The organism is Thauera mechernichensis (genome assembly GCF_029588855.1).
Taxonomy (GTDB): domain Bacteria; phylum Pseudomonadota; class Gammaproteobacteria; order Burkholderiales; family Rhodocyclaceae; genus Thauera; species Thauera mechernichensis.
Genome location: NZ_JARQZE010000015.1, coordinates 1 through 17,878, shown reverse-complemented (window position 1 = coordinate 17,878; position 17,878 = coordinate 1). Strand labels below are relative to the sequence as shown.

Genomic DNA, 17,878 nt, shown 5'->3' with positions numbered 1-17,878 from the left:
ACCACCACGCGCGTCACCCGCCGTAGAAGCGGCGCCAGCCGCGAGCCTTTCATGCCAAAGGCCTCGGCGATTCCTGCCAAGTGCATGCTTCATCAATAGCCGATAGACTCCAACGGAATATGCCGTGTCATGCTTCGTGGAGTCGCCCATGGGTCCCGCTGATCGCCTTGTAAGGATTCGAAGCCTCTTCTCCCGTTCGAAGATCGTTTCGCGCTTCACGTTGCTCGATGAGCTGGGCGTCTCGCCCGCGACGCTCAAGAGGGATCTTGCCTTCCTGCGCGACAGCATGAATACCCCGATCGTCTGGGATCGGGATGCGGCGGGCTATCGCATCGACCCGTCGCAAACGACGGGGGCCCAGATCGAACTGCCCGGTATGTGGTTCTCCGACAAAGAGATTCACGCGCTGCTCACCATGCAGCACCTCCTCGCAAACCTCGACCCAGGCGGATTGCTCGCGCCGCATGTCGAACCTTTGATCCAGCGGCTCAACAAGCTCCTTGGCGCAGCCGACAACCCAGCAGACGAGATCCGCCGCCGCGTGCTCATCGTCGGGATCGGCAAGCGTGCGATGAAGCTCACCCACTTCGAAAACATCGGCGCTGCCTTGCTCGGCCGCAAACGCCTGCGTATCCGCTACTACGCTCGTGGCAGGGACGAGGAGAGCGAGCGCGAGATATCCCCGCAGCGGCTGGTTCACTACCGCGAGAACTGGTACCTGGACGCCTGGTGCCACCTGCGCGGTGGCCTGCGCAACTTTGCAGTGGATAGCGTACGTCGTGTCGAATTGCTGGAACGCGCCGCAAAGGATGTGCCCAACAAGACGCTCGACAGCGTCCTCGGCCCGGGCTACGGCATCTTTGCAGGCGGTGCGGTGCAAACCGCAAGGCTGCGCTTCTCCCCAGAGCGTGCGCGCTGGGTCGCCAGTGAGCATTGGCACCCGGACCAGCGCGGCGCGTTCGAGCCCGACGGCAGCTACATACTCGAGGTCCCGTTCTCGGATCACCGGGAGCTGATGATGGACGTGCTCAAGCATGGACGGCATTGCGAGGTGCTGGGGCCCGAGGGGTTGCGGCAGCGGGTGGCGGAGGAGGTTGTCTGCATGGTGAGGAGTTTTTCGGAGCTTGCAGTGCAGGCTCATCCTGTGAGCCTTGGCTCATCCAGAATGCGTGAAGCAAACAGTCAGGATGAGATTTGATGTCAGCTCGACATTTCGGCTATTGGGGCAAAGCGCAGCCGTCGGGAACGGACAGTGACGGGTATCACCTTTTGCCCTATCACTGTCTCGATGTGGCTGCCGTGGGCATCGCGTTTCTAAAACGCTCGCCTGCGTTGCGCGCCCTCTTCGCCAGGGCGGTCGGCTTGGCTGCGGATCAACCGCTTTACTCGTGGTTCGCATTCATTCTCGCCATGCACGACCTTGGCAAGTTCGCTGAATCGTTTCAGGGGCAGCGCGCTGATCTGGTCAAGTCTCTACGGTCGCGCGAGGCGGACCCCGGCAAGCCGTATGGCGTCCGCCATGACGCGCTGGGCTGGCTGATCTGGGATCAGCACCTCAAAGACCGCGCGATCGATCAATGTTGGTTTGGGCCCGATAGCGAAGATGTGCTTGACGGTATCGGTTGGTGGGTGCGGGCCAGCACAGGGCACCATGGTTTACCCCCTGACTCTCGGGGATACTGGCGACACCATTTTTGCCCGGAGGACACCTCATCAGTCGAGGACTTCCTGGAGGAGCTTCGCACTCTCTTCCCGCTGGATGGAATCAAGAGCGCGCATGCAGCACTCGGGACTGAAGGGTTTGAAGCGCGGAGTCGCGATCTTGCGTGGTGGTTCGCGGGAGTCACCGTGCTCGCGGACTGGATTGGTTCGAACACCTTGTTCTTCCCCTACCGTGCGGAGGCGATTCCACTCCGGGAATACTGGCAGGGAGCGCAAGAGCAGGCGGAAACCGCACTCGAAGCCGTCGGCGTGTTGCCGGTGCCATGTCGCGAGCGCAGCTTCGCTGAGCTGTTCGCCGAGATCGCTCGGCCTTCTCCCCTGCAGGCGTGGGCGATCGACACGCCCCTCACATCCGCACCACAGATCCATCTGCTGGAGGATGTTACCGGTGCCGGCAAAACCGAAGCGGCCGTCGTGCTTGCGCACAGGCTGATGACTAGCGGTTGCGCCGACGGCTTCTTCATCGCGCTGCCGACCATGGCTACGGCAAACGCGATGTACGGGCGTATCGCGGAGGTCTATAGCAAACTGTTCGAAGGCAATCCCAGCCTTGTGCTGGCACACGGGCAACGCGCACTGGTCGAGGCCTTCGCCGATTCCGTCCTGCCTGTCGGGCAGGACGAACGCGACGCGGCACAGCAGGACGACACGGCCACCGCACGCTGTAACGCCTGGCTTGCCGATCATGCCAAGCGTGCGCTGCTTGCACCGGCCGGCGTCGGCACCATCGATCAAGTCTTGCTCGCCACCCTTTACAGCAAGCACCAGTCCCTGCGTCTGCTGGGCCTGTTCCGCAAGGTGCTGGTCGTCGACGAGGTGCACGCCTGCGATGCCTACATGCAGCGCGTGCTCGAAGCCGTACTGACCTTCCACGCCATGGCCGGTGGCAGCGTCATTCTCCTGTCGGCAACTCTGCCTGAGCACATGAAGCAGGGCTTGTTCGATGCCTTTGCGCGCGGGCGCGCCGCCGACCCTTTGCCCCGAGCCTCTTCGCCAGACTTTCCGTTGGTGACGTCCTGGCACGAGGGGCAAGAGAATACCGTACTCAGGCCCATCGTTGCGCGCGAGGCGGTTTGCAGGGATGTCGCGGTTCGCTACGTCGCCGACGAGCACGAAGTGCTGAGCGCCATCCGCCAGGCGCTCGCCCAAGGCAAATGCGTGTGCTGGATGCGCAACACGGTCTCCGACGTCCTCGCAGCCCACGCGCACTTTGAGAACGAACTCGACGCGGATCACCTCATCGTGTTCCACGCGCGCTTCGTCCTGCAGGACCGGCTCGACACCGAGGAGCGAATTCTCACGCACTTCGGAAAATCGAGCACACCCGCCCAGCGTGCCGGCCGGCTGGTGATTGCGTCGCAAGTCGCCGAACAATCGCTGGATGCGGATTGGGACATGGTGATCTCCGATCTCGCTCCCATCGATCGCCTCATCCAACGCGCTGGCCGATTGCAACGCCACCCGCGCCGCACAGATGGCGCCCGGCTTACCGACCCACAGGCAGCCGACCAGCGCGGCCAGCCCTGCCTGTGGGTACTTGGCCCGGCCTGGAGCGAATCCCCCGCCGCAAACTGGTACAAGCAAGCCTTCCCCAAGGCCGCAGCTGTCTATCCCCATCACGGTCACCTGTGGCTGACCGCCCGAGCACTTCAGCAAGGCCGAATCGCCATGCCACAGGATGCCCGCGCGCTCATCGAAGGCGTGTTTGGCGAAGACGTCGAACTGCCGCCCGGCCTGCAGGCCAACGCGAACCAAGCAGACGGCGCCTACTTCAGCGACCTCAGCGTCGCGCAGCAGAACACCATCAAGCGCGCTGATGGATACATACGCGGCGGCATCGACTGGTGGAGTGAAGCCAAGACACCCACCCGCCTCGGCGAGGCGAGCATGACCGTCTTGCTGGCCCGCTGGGATGGCGCCCGGGTGCGGCCCTGGGCTGAACATGAGAACCCGCGCCACGCCTGGGCCTACAGCAGTGTGAAAGTGGCCGAACGGCTGATTGCGCAGCGCGTGCCGGAAGCAGATGGCGCCAAAGAGCAGTTGGTAAAGGACGCAGAAGCGCTGCTGCCGGACAAGGGGAAATGGTCGGTCGTGCTGGCGCTGCACAACGTTGACGGGGAGTGGATGGGTGAAGCCGAGGCGCCACCTGCCGACGGAAGACCCGGCGAGAGGCGGCGCTGGCTTTACGACAAGCGACGTGGTTTGTCTATGGCCGAAAGTGGTACTCAGCCTTGAGCCCCGCGTGGGCGAGGAACATACGCATTCCAATGCTTCTCGGGAAGCCGAATACGGTTGATCTCCGTTGCTACGGAGAACGGTCAAGATTCTCGCACGAACAGAAACCAGGCGCAGTGTCATATGTGAAGCAGAATACTTCAATTTATTGACAAGCCCCAGAGGCCGCCCTACGATCCGCTCTGTGACGAAGGCTTCGGAGCCGAATCTCGTTCGTCCAACAAGCGGGATTGACGCCACTTGAAAGCATGGGCGACCTCCAAAATCGCCCCGTCACCTACTCACTGGGAGACAGCATGCATCTGCTTGAAGACTCTTGGATTCCCGCTCGCCGCAGGAATGGCCGCCGCGACTGGATTGCACCAACGCAGCTTTCGGACCCCGGCATCGTCGCATTCGACGCCGACCGCGCGGATTTCAACGGTGCGCTGATGCAGTTCGCCATCGGCCTGCTGCAGACGACGGCGCCGATCGAGAGCCGAACTGATTGGAAGCGGTTTCTCACCGCACCACCCGATACACAGACTTTGCGCGACTGGTTTGCCCCCGTTGCCGAAGCGTTCGAACTGGACGGTGACGGTCCGCGCTTCATGCAGGACGCGACTTTGGCCTCGGAAGCGTCGGCGATCAACCCGGTTTCTGCGCTATTGATCGAATCGCCGGGCGAGAACGCGCTACGCAACAACAGCGACCACTTCGTGAAGCGGGGAAGGCTCGATGGCATATGCCCGGGCTGCGCCGCCACCGCGCTCTTTACCCTGCAGACCAATGCGCCCGCTGGCGGCGTTGGCTACCGCACCGGGCTGCGTGGCGGCGGGCCGCTGACGACCCTGCTGCTGCACCAGTCCCCCGCCAGCCTGTGGCAAGACGTGTGGCTCAACGTGACCGAACGCCCCCAGCATCTCGAACGTTGCGGCGACGCGAATCGAAATGGCGTGCAGTTCCGTTTTCCTTGGCTGACCGATGTCGCGAGCCTGCAACCGGGCGGCGAACTCGCCCCGGCGCAGGTGCACCCGGACCACATCTTTTGGGCGACACCGCGCCGGATTCGCCTCGACTTCGACAACGTTGCGCACGGCGCCTGCGATCTGTGCGGAAGTGAGTCCGACAGGTTGATTCGTCAGTTCACCGCCAAGAACTACGGCCTCAATTACAAGGGCGCCTGGGATCACCCGCTTTCTCCCTACTACGAGGTCAAGGGCGAGTGGCTGCCGCTGCACCCGCAACCAGGTGGGATGGGATACCGACACTGGCTTGCGTGGGTGCTGGGCCAGGCGGACGCCAAGAGCAAGCAACGGCCGGCCCGCATTGTCACCCACGCGCTGGAGTGGCGCCGCCGCCAACTCGGCGGCGCATTGCGTCTGTGGGCCTTTGGCTACGACATGGACAACATGAAGGCGCGTTGCTGGTATGAATCTAGTCTGCCCCTGTACGGATTGGGCGAATGCGCCGGCAAGGAAGCGTTGAAGTCCGTGTCAGCCACCGTGGAAACGTGGCTCGCGGGTGCGCAGCAGGCAGTGTTCTATCTGCGCAGTGCGGTCAAGGCCGCGTGGTTCGGCGGCGATGCGCGCGGTGACTTCAGCGCCATCGACGCCGAATTCTGGCAGCGAACGGAAACGGCGTTCTACACACAACTCCGGCAGTGCATCGAGACAGTCCGGCAGAACGAAAGTGCCGACCCCGATATGCTGGAAAGCCGGCAAGCCTGGCACCACGCCCTGCGCAGCGCCGCCCTGGACTTGTTCGACACCACCTTCGTCGGCGCTGGCCCCATCGAGCGACAGAAGCCACGGCGCGTGGCCGAAGCCCACCGGCAACTGGTGAACAGCCTGAACGGCAAGAAGATGCGCGAAGTGCTGCGCCTGCCTGCCGCCGACAAACCCGCAGCCAGCCGCGGCAAACCCGCGACGGCAGACGTCTGAGGAGATCCCATGTCCGACCGATTCTCACGCGACAACGCCTACGGCACGATTCTGCTCAACTGGTGGCAGAAGCTCGAAGACGACCGCGCTAGCCGCGCAATCCTGCGCCGCGCATCCACCGTTACCGCCGTCGCCCTGAGTGCGCCTTATCAGCGCCTGTACCGTCGCTTTCAGGCAGCCGGATGGAACGCGAACAGCGTCTCCGCGCACGACGACCGCCTCGCCGCCATTGTCGGCCTGCTCGCGCATGTCACCCAGGATCAACCGGGGTCACCCGCCAAGGCAATGAGCCACAAGGCGCCCGGCGAGGACAGGCCGCTGGTCAGCGAGTTGCGCTTTACGCGTCTGCTGGAGTCACCCGATGTCGACAGCCTGTTCGCGGGTTTGCGGCGCGTGCTGCCGATCATGGAGCACCGCGTGGACGTGATTGCACTGGCCGACGACATCCTGTTCTGGGGCGACGACCGCAAGAAGCGGTGGGCCTACGCCTATGACTGGCCCGCTCGCAGCGCCGACTGACTCCCCCGATTCCGTCACGACTCCCTCACCCTTTCCGCCCAAGGAGAACACCCCATGTCCCGCTTCGTTCAACTGCACGTGCTGACCAGCTACCCGCCCTCCAACCTCAACCGCGATGACACTGGCCGCCCCAAGACGGCCTTGATGGGTGACGCGCTGCGGCTGCGGATCTCCTCGCAAAGCCAGAAGCGCGCATGGCGGACGTCGGACATCTTCGAAACCGCCTTGGCCGGCCATATCGGTACGCGCACCAAGGATATGGGCAAGCGCGTGCACGATGTGCTGATCGCGGCGGGCGTGTCCGATAAGAACGCCCGTGAGTGGGCGCGCCAGATCGTCGGCAAGTTCGGCAAGCTGAAGTCCGACAAGAAGACGGAAAAGGACGAAGACCTGCAAATCGAACAACTCGCTCACTTCAGCCCCGAAGAAGTCGAGGCCGTCGAGCAGCTGGCGCAGACTTGCGCGACCCGTAACGCCGGGCCGACCGAGGAAGAACTCAAGCTGCTGCGTACCCCCCGCAAAGCGGCAGACATTGCCATGTTCGGTCGCATGCTCGCTGACAGCCCGGCCTTCAACATGGAAGCGGCCATTCAGGTCGCACACGCCATCACCGTGCACAAGAGTGCGGTCGAAGACGATTACTTCAGCGCGGTCGACGATCTCAACAATGGTCTCACCGACAAGGGTGCCGCACACATTGGCGAGCGCAGCTACGGTGCCGGTCTGTTCTATCTCTACATCTGCATCGACCGCGCCTTGCTCGTGGACAACCTCGGCGGCGACAAGACGCTGGCGGACAAAGCGCTCCAGGCCTTCGTCCATGCCGTCACCAAGGTCAGCCCCACCGGCATGCAGAACAGCCACGCGTCGCGCGCCTACGCCAGCTACGTGCTCGCCGAGAAGGGCGACCAGCAACCGCGCTCGCTCGCCCAGGCCTTTCTCAAGCCGGTCAAACCCTTCGAGGGCGAGGAGATGCTGGAGAAGGCGGTGAAAGCCATCGAGACGCGTCGCGCCAACTTCGACAAGGTGTACGGTGCCTGCGCGGATGTACGCTACGCGATCAACGCGGAAACCGGCGAGGGTAGTCTAGATGAGCTGATCCGCTTCACCCAGGAGTGAAGCCATGCCACTACTCGTCTTTCAACTCCAGGCGCCGCTATCGGCGTGGGGTGACACCGCGGTTGGAGAGTACCGGCCGAGCCACGATTACCCCGGCATCTCCGCCCTGGTCGGCTTGCTGGGCGCTGCGCTCGGCCTGCGGCGCGAGGATGAGGCCGCCCACGTCACGCTGCGGGATGCCTACGGCTACGCGGTAGGGGTGCAATCTTCGGGCAAGCTGCTGCGCGACTATCACACCGCCCAGGTGCCCAGTCAGGCCAGCCTTAAGAAGCGGCCGCATGCATCGCGGCGGGATGAACTGGCCATTCCCCGGCACGACCTCAACACAATTCTGTCGACCCGCGACTATCGGCAGGATGCTGGCTTTCTGGTCGCCATTCAGGCAACCGAGGCTAGCCCCTATCCGCTGGAAACGCTCGCCGACGCACTGCGCACGCCACGCTTTGTCCTTTACCTCGGGCGCAAGGCATGCCCACCCGGCGCCCCGCTGCATCCGCAGATCATCGAGGCGGACAGCGCTGACCAGGCTTTCGACATCTACCGGGGGCGCCTGACCGATGCAATCACCAAGCTAAATGGCAACGCTCGCAGCGGAACACTCGAACTGCCGCCCCCGGTCGAGCGCATCGCCTGGGGAGAAGGCATTACCGTCGACCTTTCGCCCGACCTTACTGTGACCCGCAAGGATCGCCCGCTTCGTCGCAAGGGGTGGCAGTTCGGCGACCGCAGCGAGCATGTCGCACTGATCCGCAAGGAGGCCTGAACGTGTACTTCAGCTTGATCACCCCTCGCCCCGGATTCGAGCGCCGCGCCGCGCACGAATGGTTGGGTGGCGCCTATGGCGAACACCAATGGCTGTGGCGCTTCTTCCCCGCGCCGGCGGGGGCGGAACGGGACTTCCTGTTTCGTCGGCGGGATGCCGACGGCTTGCCCCGTTTCTACGTCGTATCGCGACGCAAGCCCGAGCCCGATTCAGACGCCTGGCAGATTCAGTGCCGCGAGTACCGGCCGCAAGTACCAAGCGGCACACGGCTGAGGTTCGAGTTACGTGCCAACCCGGTTGTTTCGCGTACAGGCGAGAAAGGCCTGAAGCGTCACGATGTAGTCATGGATGCGAAGAAGCGCCTGCTCGCGGCTCGTGACCTGCCCAACTGGAAGGCGTGGAGCTCGGACCGGACAACAGCCGATGGACAGCCAGACCCGCCTCCGTCGCTCTGCGAACTGACTCACGCCGCATGCACCGAATGGCTCACTAGCCGCGCCGAACAATACGGGTTCGCACTCGACGAATCGAGCGTCTCGGTCGCAGCCTATGAGCAACATGGCGGCAAGCGTGGCCAGCTGCGTTTCAGCACGGTCGACCTGTCGGGCGAGCTGGCCGTGACCGACGCGGAGCGGTTCGCAAGCGCGCTTGCAAACGGCATCGGGCGCGCCAAGGCGTTTGGTTGTGGCTTGTTGCTCGTTCGTCCTGTGATGTGATTTGTTCTATCATTTGATAGCACAAATCAACCCGAGCACCGCCATGGAAACCTTTACCGTACGAGACCTTCGCGAGCGCACCGGTGAGCTGATCCGGGGCGCGGAGGCCGGCAAGCTGTCGGTCGTCACCAAGCACGGCACGCCGGTCTTCGTTGCCGTGCCCTTCGACGACGCCTTGCTGAAGGAAGGCGTGGGCGTCGCGCTGGCCATCCACTTGTTTGACGAAGAGCGTATCTCGCTGAGCCGAGCGGCTCGCATGGCAGGCCGCTCGGTGAGCGAGATGGTGGACCTGCTCGGCCGGTACGGCATCCCGGTCATCCGGACGACAGCGGACGAACTGGAGAAGGAGCTTGCAGATTTCGGCTGAACGTTTGTCGGTGGTCGTTGCCGATGCCGGGCCGCTGATTGCGCTGGGGCGTTTGCATCGTCTGGATCTACTGCCGTTTCTGTTTGCCAACGTTCAGGTTACTGCGACGGTGCTGGATGAATGCCTTGCCCACCCGGACCTCCCGGACGCCCAGAGGATAGCGGATGCACTTTCGTCCGGCTTCATCCGGCGCTGCCCGGACGCCGCGGCTGCGGATGACGGCCCGCTGGATCCGGGTGAGTCGAGTGCGATTGCCCGGGCGCGGGAGATCGGCGCCGGCTTACTGATGGACGATCGGGCAGCGGTGACGCACGCGCGTGCGCTTGGACTCAAGGTCATTGGCACGCTCGGCGTGCTCGTCCTTGCCAAGCGCAGAGGGCAGTTGCGGGAGATCCGTCCTTTGATAGCGCAGATGCGCAGCACCGGACATTACCTGAGCGATGCGGCTGTGCATGCGGCGTTGAGTGCTGCCGACGAGGTCTGACGTACTCACATGCTTCCACCCCTGAAACCCATCCCGATCAAGGAGCGCATGTCCATCGTCTTCGTCGAGAAAGGCGAGATCGATGTCGTCGACGGGGCCTTTGTAGTGGTCGATCAGCAGGGTTTCCGGGTGCGGCCGGTGCTCACCCACATCCCCGTCGGCGGTGTCGCGTGCATCATGCTGGAGCCCGGGACGCGGGTATCCCACATGGCGGCGGCGCTCGCAGCGCGCGTGGGTACCTTGCTGGTGTGGGTGGGCGAGGCGGGTGTTCGCCTGTACTCGGCCGGTCAACCGGGCGGGGCTCGCGCCGACCGATTGCTTTATCAGGCTCGGCTGGCACTCGATGAAGGCCTGCGGCTCAAGGTGGTGCGGAAGATGTACGCGATGCGCTTCGGCGAGGAGCCTCCTGCGCCCCGAAGTGTCGAGCAGTTGCGTGGCATCGAGGGCGTACGGGTTCGGAAGACCTATCAACTGCTTGCACAGAAGTTCGGTGTGACATGGTCGGGGCGCAATTACAACCCCGAAGCCTGGGATGTATCCGACTTGCCCAATCGCTGTCTGTCCGCCGCAACGGCCGCGCTCTACGGCGTTACCGAGGCCGCTGTCCTCGCTGCGGGCTATGCGCCGGCGGTCGGATTCATCCACACCGGCAAGCCGCTTTCGTTTGTCTACGATGTCGCAGACATCTACAAGTTTGAGACCGTGGTCCCGGCTGCTTTCAAGATCGCGGCGAGCAGCCCGCCGAATCCCGAACGTGCTGTTCGACTTGCTTGTCGAGACATGTTCCGGCAAACACGCCTTCTGGAGCGCATCATCCCCGATATAGAGGACGTCCTCGCCGCAGGGGAGATCGCTCGACCTGAGGCTCCTGCCGATTCGGTGGGACCCGCCTTTTCCGATGGGGAACATCTTGGCGATGCTGGTCATCGTTCTTGAGAATGCGCCGCCGAGGCTGCGGGGACGACTCGCGGTGTGGCTGCTGGAGGTTCGTGCTGGCGTGTATGTTGGCCAGTATTCCCGCCGCGTTCGCGAGCATATATGGGCACAGGTGCAGGAGGGGATCGAGGATGGGAATGCGGTTATCGCGTGGCAGATGAACAACGAGGCTGGCTTCGAGTTCGAGACGCTCGGAGCAAACAGGCGTCTTCCTGCGGATTGGGACGGCGTGCGTCTGGTGAGCTTCCACCCTGAGGCGCGCTCGGAAGATCTTTAATAATCTGAAATTCTCTTGGCATTGGTTTTGGTCGGTAGAATTTGGTGGGCTTGAATTTCCATGATTTTTCATGGGGATAGAGGAAGTGCGTTCCCCACGGGCGTGGGGATGAACCGCCGCCGCCTTGGTGCACGCAACTGCGCGAAACGCGTTCCCCACGGGCGTGGGGATGAACCGCGTTCTAACTCTCGCATAAACCCGGGCCCGTCGCGTTCCCCACGGGCCTGGGGATGAACCGGGTCTGGCTGGCGCCGACAATCCTTATATGGAGCGTTCCCCACGGGCGTGGGGATGAACCGAAATGTGGTGGGCACGGGGCTTTGAATACCACGCGTTCCCCACGGGCGTGGGGATGAACCGCATCGCCTCGACGTGGATGGTATCGGCCTTGTGCGTTCCCCACGGGCGTGGGGATGAACCGGTTGGAACGGCTATAAGCATCGCCTCGACGTGGCGTTCCCCACGGGCGTGGGGATGAACCGTCGACATCAGCGCGATGGGCCAAACCTTCCGCGCGTTCCCCACGGGCGTGGGGATGAACCATCGCCGAGGCCGCGCGTCACGTCCTTGATGTTGCGTTCCCCACGGGCGTGGGGATGAACCGACCCACCGCGGCCTGATGGGCCAGGCGCTCGAGCGTTCCCCACGGGCGTGGGGATGAACCGACTACGCGCTGCGCGCAATGACCGACGAGAACGCGTTCCCCACGGGCGTGGGGATGAACCGTCTATTACCACAGCCATTTCAGTCCCCGTCGTGCGTTCCCCACGGGCGTGGGGATGAACCGACGGAGTGACGCCGCACGCAGCGGTTTGCTGGGCGTTCCCCACGGGCGTGGGGATGAACCGGGTTGCGCGCCGGGTTGCCGGCGCGGCGGTTGGCGTTCCCCACGGGCGTGGGGATGAACCGCATCTGCCATGCGTGCAGCCCGAAGGCGCGCGCGCGTTCCCCACGGGCGTGGGGATGAACCGGGCCTTGCGGCCCTGTCCGCGTCCTGCGCCGCGCGTTCCCCACGGGCGTGGGGATGAACCGGTCGACATGAGCTCGTTGAGGTAGAAGCCGGCGCGTTCCCCACGGGCGTGGGGATGAACCGTGCGTGCCGGCGTTATACGTTGCAGCCGGCGAGCGTTCCCCACGGGCGTGGGGATGAACCGGGCGAGCACCGGGCGGCCGGGGCGGTTGTGCTGCGTTCCCCACGGGCGTGGGGATGAACCGATAGATCCCGTTCACGCTGCCACCAGGCGGTAGCGTTCCCCACGGGTGTGGGGATGAACCGAATCAGGAGCCGGTTGGCAGAGTGGTGACCTTGCGTTCCCCACGGGCGTGGGGATGAACCGGGGTAGTGGGTCATCACGCCCCCTCGCGCACGGCGTTCCCCACGGGCGTGGGGATGAACCGCCCAACGCGGGCGCCCAAACGACATCGCGCCACGCGTTCCCCACGGGCGTGGGGATGAACCGGCCCAGGCGGCAGTGGCCCGAAGTACCTGTTCGCGTTCCCCACGGGCGTGGGGATGAACCGTACGCCCCGCCGCACTCGCTGCACTTGAGCAAGCGTTCCCCACGGGCGTGGGGATGAACCGGCGCCAGGGATGGCGGTCTCTTCTTCGGAGAGGCGTTCCCCACGGGCGTGGGGATGAACCGATTGCGCATGGGGCGGGCGATGACGTTTGCCTGCGTTCCCCACGGGCGTGGGGATGAACCGTCGATCTGGCCAACAACACCGCCGGTTCCGCCGCGTTCCCCACGGGCGTGGGGATGAACCGCCCAAGGCCGACCAAGCCGCAGCAGCCCCCGCGCGTTCCCCACGGGCGTGGGGATGAACCGAGGCGCCTATGATCACCGCGCTCATCAACCGGGCGTTCCCCACGGGCGTGGGGATGAACCGCTGCAGCGCGTCGAGATGACCGCCGAGCAGAAGCGTTCCCCACGGGCGTGGGGATGAACCGCACCGGGTCTCCGTCTCCGGCGAGATCAAAAAGCGTTCCCCACGGGCGTGGGGATGAACCGGCGGTCCGCAGCCAGCAGACGCTCGACGAGACGCGTTCCCCACGGGCGTGGGGATGAACCGGCCACGAAGGCATCCCAGAGGGGTGGGTTGCTGCGTTCCCCACGGGCGTGGGGATGAACCGCGTTTTGTGTGTATTTATTTAGATGCGCGCTCGCGTTCCCCACGGGCGTGGGGATGAACCGGCCATGGCGGCGCTCGACCGCATCAACGCCAGGCGTTCCCCACGGGCGTGGGGATGAACCGACCGTGCGCAACGTGGCTGGCGACTACATCGAGCGTTCCCCACGGGCGTGGGGATGAACCGATATAGACCTCGGCGGACTTGGGCGCGTCGTCGCGTTCCCCACGGGCGTGGGGATGAACCGCGCGCCTTGAACCCCTGTTAGCAGTTCAATTCGCGTTCCCCACGGGCGTGGGGATGAACCGCGACTTGCGCACGTAGTCCTTGACCGCCTGCGGCGTTCCCCACGGGCGTGGGGATGAACCGGTCAGTGAGGTCGCCGTTCAGCCCGACGGTGGGCGTTCCCCACGGGCGTGGGGATGAACCGCGCGCGTACATCATCGCCGACAACCAGATCGGGCGTTCCCCACGGGCGTGGGGATGAACCGAGGCGGCTGGCCGGGCTGCAGCCGACGGCTCGGCGTTCCCCACGGGCGTGGGGATGAACCGGCCACGCCCGATGCATTCAAGGCAGCCTTCGAGCGTTCCCCACGGGCGTGGGGATGAACCGTCATCATCCATGCGCTTCAGTAGCTCGGCGCGGCGTTCCCCACGGGCGTGGGGATGAACCGCATCTGGCGACCGAGCATCGCAAGGTCGGAGCGCGTTCCCCACGGGCGTGGGGATGAACCGGTATCGATAGCGCGGTCATAGGCACTGTTGCGGCGTTCCCCACGGGCGTGGGGATGAACCGAGTTCAAGGACTTCGCCGGCGGCCAGCTCTACGCGTTCCCCACGGGCGTGGGGATGAACCGACACTCCGTATATGCCCACGCGCCATCACTGTGCGTTCCCCACGGGCGTGGGGATGAACCGCCCGCGCGATCGCCTCGAGGTTTTCCACCGTCGCGTTCCCCACGGGCGTGGGGATGAACCGGACCCACGAACGGGGCGCGGCTCTCATCGCGCGCGTTCCCCACGGGCGTGGGGATGAACCGGCCCGGTTCACGGCCCTCGGGCTGGCCCGGTTGCGTTCCCCACGGGCGTGGGGATGAACCGCCGGGTGACGGCCATCTCGACCGGGCGCAGGGGCGTTCCCCACGGGCGTGGGGATGAACCGCACTGGCGCGGGGTTTGAGGCCAGTTCCGGCCGCGTTCCCCACGGGCGTGGGGATGAACCGGTTCGTCTCATCGATGCCGAACAGCATCCCGAGCGTTCCCCACGGGCGTGGGGATGAACCGTCAGAGCGCTACGCGCTGAGTGCCTCCCGGCAGCGTTCCCCACGGGCGTGGGGATGAACCGATGATCGCCGGGCCGATCCTCGCCTTGTTCTGGCGTTCCCCACGGGCGTGGGGATGAACCGGAGATTCGACATGATGTTTCTCAAGATGGGTTGCGTTCCCCACGGGCGTGGGGATGAACCGTCGGCGCTCCGAGAGCGTGAGTATTATTTGATGCGTTCCCCACGGGCGTGGGGATGAACCGACCGGCGAAACCACGGACGTTAAAAAAGAGGAGCGTTCCCCACGGGCGTGGGGATGAACCGAACTTGATATCGATGCGACGTGGGCGCCGACCGCGTTCCCCACGGGCGTGGGGATGAACCGGGCTTATGGGCCCGCGGCTTTTCACAACGCAGGCGTTCCCCACGGGCGTGGGGATGAACCGCCCGCCCCCGGCGTTACCGTCGAACCGCAATTGCGTTCCCCACGGGCGTGGGGATGAACCGTCCGCGTGAGCCTTCCCGCCATCGCACCGAATGCGTTCCCCACGGGCGTGGGGATGAACCGGGGCGACTGGTGGGCGCCGAGGCCAGCGGTAAGCGTTCCCCACGGGCGTGGGGATGAACCGGCCTCTCTCGTGCTCGACGTCGCAGGCGCGCGGCGTTCCCCACGGGCGTGGGGATGAACCGTCTCGCGCCGACTGCGTGGGCACATCGCCCCGCGGCGTTCCCCACGGGCGTGGGGATGAACCGCCCGGCGGCTCGCCGACGAGCCGCCCCAGCGCGCGTTCCCCACGGGCGTGGGGATGAACCGACGGCATCCCGGAGGCGCGTCTTATGTTCCTGGCGTTCCCCACGGGCGTGGGGATGAACCGCATTCGGCGCGGGTGCGACTGCCACGGGCCGAGCGTTCCCCACGGGCGTGGGGATGAATCGGCGTAAATTTCCTTCGTCCAGGGGTTCAGTTGGCGTTCCCCACGGGCGTGGGGATGAACCGCAGCCGGGCTGATTCCTGATTCCCTTAACCTGGCGTTCCCCACGGGCGTGGGGATGAACCGACGCTGATCCCTGCAGAGCAGGTCAAGTCGAAGCGTTCCCCACGGGCGTGGGGATGAACCGCGCACGGCGGCCGGCACGATCTGCGCGAGCTGGCGTTCCCCACGGGCGTGGGGATGAACCGATGTCGATCTCGACTTGCGCCCAATCGGCTGGGCGTTCCCCACGGGCGTGGGGATGAACCGAGTCGCCGCAAAACCCGTGAGTTTGCGTCGCTGCGTTCCCCACGGGCGTGGGGATGAACCGGCATCCGTGATGACCAGCTGCGCGCGGCGGTCGCGTTCCCCACGGGCGTGGGGATGAACCGCAGACGGTCTGCATCCGCGATGGCGTCGTCTTGCGTTCCCCACGGGCGTGGGGATGAACCGAGATAGAAAGCACTCGTACCAGGGAAGAGGCTGCGTTCCCCACGGGCGTGGGGATGAACCGCACATTGCATTGTTTCTCACCAATGTTCGGAAGCGTTCCCCACGGGCGTGGGGATGACCCGTTCGTTCCTGTGGTCGTCGGCATCGTGGCGGAGCGTTCCCCACGGGCGTGGGGATGAACCGCCGGTGTCGAGGTCGCCCGGGTCGAGCACGGCGCGTTCCCCACGGGCGTGGGGATGAACCGACGGAGTGCGCGCTTGCGCAGGTCAGGGCCGAGCGTTCCCCACGGGCGTGGGGATGAACCGCGCCGCGAAGCGGCGCGGGGCTTGTCCCTTATGCGTTCCCCACGGGCGTGGGGATGAACCGCCCGGGGAAAGAAAGCGAAGCGCACATTCCCCGCGTTCCCCACGGGCGTGGGGATGAACCGCCGCTGAACAGGTACTTCGGGCCACTGCCGCCGCGTTCCCCACGGGCGTGGGGATGAACCGCGAGGGTGGTTATCTGCTGGGCGGGCGCGGTCGCGTTCCCCACGGGCGTGGGGATGAACCGTCGGCCACGTCGTCGGATCAGTAGCCAGCGGCGCGTTCCCCACGGGCGTGGGGATGAACCGAACGACAACATGGCAGACGCAGACTTCCGCGCGCGTTCCCCACGGGCGTGGGGATGAACCGACATCATGCGTTTCCCTTTCGAACTCACGGCAGCGTTCCCCACGGGCGTGGGGATGAACCGAGCTACGCACAGCGGGCTATGGCGTCGAGCCAGCGTTCCCCACGGGCGTGGGGATGAACCGCGTGCTGGCTGGCGCGTCGTAGAAACATGGCTGCGTTCCCCACGGGCGTGGGGATGAACCGCTCAACAACGGCTTAGCGAAGCCGAAATCGCCGCGTTCCCCACGGGCGTGGGGATGAACCGGGGGGGCTATCGCCTCATTTTGGCTCTCTTTCGCGTTCCCCACGGGCGTGGGGATGAACCGAACTGCGCATCATTCGGGAAATGCTCGACGACGCGTTCCCCACGGGCGTGGGGATGAACCGAGCGGCGTTCTCAGCCTTGCGGCCGGCCTCGAGCGTTCCCCACGGGCGTGGGGATGAACCGTGGGCGCGTGTCCTCGGCGACCTGGGGTTCGAGCGTTCCCCACGGGCGTGGGGATGAACCGTGGGCGTCGCGCCAGGGTGTCCGGGTTGGCTAGCGTTCCCCACGGGCGTGGGGATGAACCGTGGTGCCGCGTGACAGTTCGCCGGCTGCTGCCCGCGTTCCCCACGGGCGTGGGGATGAACCGTAACCGACAAACCCGCCATGCGTTGGACTTCTGCGTTCCCCACGGGCGTGGGGATGAACCGTTCGAGGCCTTCGGCGCCGAGCAGGCCATCCGGCGTTCCCCACGGGCGTGGGGATGAACCGCAATTTCGAGTTGGGAAAACATCTCCGCCACTGCGTTCCCCACGGGCGTGGGGATGAACCGATAGCGAGCAGGGCGTCATGCACGCCCCCATCGCGTTCCCCACGGGCGTGGGGATGAACCGATCGAGGGGGGGATGGAGAAGGCGTCCGCCTCGCGTTCCCCACGGGCGTGGGGATGAACCGTGTGTAGCCGAGCGCATCGTCCTGCGGCAGGGGCGTTCCCCACGGGCGTGGGGATGAACCAGAGGGCAAGCATGCGTGACGTACTCGCACAACGGCGTTCCCCACGGGCGTGGGGATGAACCGCGAACTCGGACACCCCGCGCACCTGCCCGATGGCGTTCCCCACGGGCGTGGGGATGAACCGGTCGGCAGGCATGCGCACGACGCCCGACACATGCGTTCCCCACGGGCGTGGGGATGAACCGACCGAGCTCGAGCCCGCGCTGCGCGACATCGAGCGTTCCCCATGTCACTGACCGCCACAATAGAGCCACCGATGATCGGCATATAGAAGCCACTCGAACCGGGCTCTGACGGACGTCGTTGGGGGGTCAAGAATCGATGTTTTTCGGGGTGCTGGCAAGGGCGTTTTTC

Annotated in this window: 11 protein-coding genes and 1 CRISPR repeat array; all 11 genes read left to right on the top strand. The window is 65.2% G+C overall.

The window, feature by feature from the left end; genetic code table 11:
• The first annotated feature begins 148 nt into the window (after window positions 1–148).
• The 11 genes from P7F68_RS15920 (at window position 149) to cas2e (ending at window position 11,060) form a co-directional block, all read left to right on the top strand.
• Entirely contained in the window at window positions 149–1,198 is a 1,050-nt protein-coding gene (locus tag P7F68_RS15920) for a helix-turn-helix transcriptional regulator (protein ID WP_277834605.1), read from the top strand.
• Window positions 1,198–3,957 carry a CRISPR-associated helicase Cas3' gene (gene cas3 / locus P7F68_RS15915; protein ID WP_277834603.1) on the top strand — a complete coding sequence of 920 codons (2,760 nt, stop codon included), beginning with the start codon at window positions 1,198–1,200 and terminating at the stop codon, window positions 3,955–3,957. The genes P7F68_RS15920 and cas3 overlap by 1 nt, the downstream gene beginning before the upstream one ends.
• Window positions 3,958–4,253: 296 nt before the next feature.
• Window positions 4,254–5,879 carry a type I-E CRISPR-associated protein Cse1/CasA gene (gene casA / locus P7F68_RS15910; RefSeq protein ID WP_277834601.1) on the top strand — a complete coding sequence of 542 codons (1,626 nt, stop codon included), beginning with the start codon at window positions 4,254–4,256 and terminating at the stop codon, window positions 5,877–5,879.
• 9 nt (window positions 5,880–5,888) lie between these two features.
• Window positions 5,889–6,398, top strand: coding sequence for a type I-E CRISPR-associated protein Cse2/CasB (casB, locus tag P7F68_RS15905; protein WP_277834599.1), 510 nt, complete (start codon window positions 5,889–5,891; stop codon window positions 6,396–6,398).
• 54 nt (window positions 6,399–6,452) lie between these two features.
• Window positions 6,453–7,517, top strand: coding sequence for a type I-E CRISPR-associated protein Cas7/Cse4/CasC (cas7e, locus tag P7F68_RS15900; RefSeq protein WP_277834598.1), 1,065 nt, complete (start codon window positions 6,453–6,455; stop codon window positions 7,515–7,517).
• A gap of 4 nt (window positions 7,518–7,521) precedes the next feature.
• Window positions 7,522–8,280 (top strand): type I-E CRISPR-associated protein Cas5/CasD, encoded by a 759-nt coding sequence (gene cas5e / locus P7F68_RS15895; protein WP_277834596.1) that lies wholly within the window; start codon window positions 7,522–7,524, stop codon window positions 8,278–8,280.
• A gap of 2 nt (window positions 8,281–8,282) precedes the next feature.
• Entirely contained in the window at window positions 8,283–8,996 is a 714-nt protein-coding gene (gene cas6e, locus P7F68_RS15890) for a type I-E CRISPR-associated protein Cas6/Cse3/CasE (protein WP_277834594.1), read from the top strand.
• A gap of 43 nt (window positions 8,997–9,039) precedes the next feature.
• Window positions 9,040–9,363, top strand: a complete 324-nt coding sequence (locus P7F68_RS15885; RefSeq protein ID WP_277834592.1) for a type II toxin-antitoxin system prevent-host-death family antitoxin — start codon at window positions 9,040–9,042, stop codon at window positions 9,361–9,363.
• Window positions 9,347–9,847: a PIN domain-containing protein gene (locus P7F68_RS15880; protein WP_277834590.1), complete on the top strand. Its 501-nt coding sequence runs from the start codon at window positions 9,347–9,349 to the stop codon at window positions 9,845–9,847. The genes P7F68_RS15885 and P7F68_RS15880 overlap by 17 nt, the downstream gene beginning before the upstream one ends.
• 9 nt (window positions 9,848–9,856) lie before the next feature.
• Complete coding sequence (cas1e, locus tag P7F68_RS15875; protein WP_277834588.1) at window positions 9,857–10,783, top strand: type I-E CRISPR-associated endonuclease Cas1e; 927 nt, start codon at window positions 9,857–9,859, stop codon at window positions 10,781–10,783.
• The gene (gene cas2e, locus P7F68_RS15870; protein ID WP_270068210.1) at window positions 10,764–11,060 is read left to right on the top strand and encodes a type I-E CRISPR-associated endoribonuclease Cas2e; all 297 of its coding nucleotides are present in this window, start codon (window positions 10,764–10,766) and stop codon (window positions 11,058–11,060) included. Before cas1e ends, cas2e begins: the two co-directional genes overlap by 20 nt.
• An 87-nt stretch (window positions 11,061–11,147) precedes the next feature.
• A CRISPR array of direct repeats spans window positions 11,148–17,709; the repeat unit is 29 nt; unit sequence GCGTTCCCCACGGGCGTGGGGATGAACCG.
• Between the last annotated feature and the right edge of the window lie 169 nt (window positions 17,710–17,878).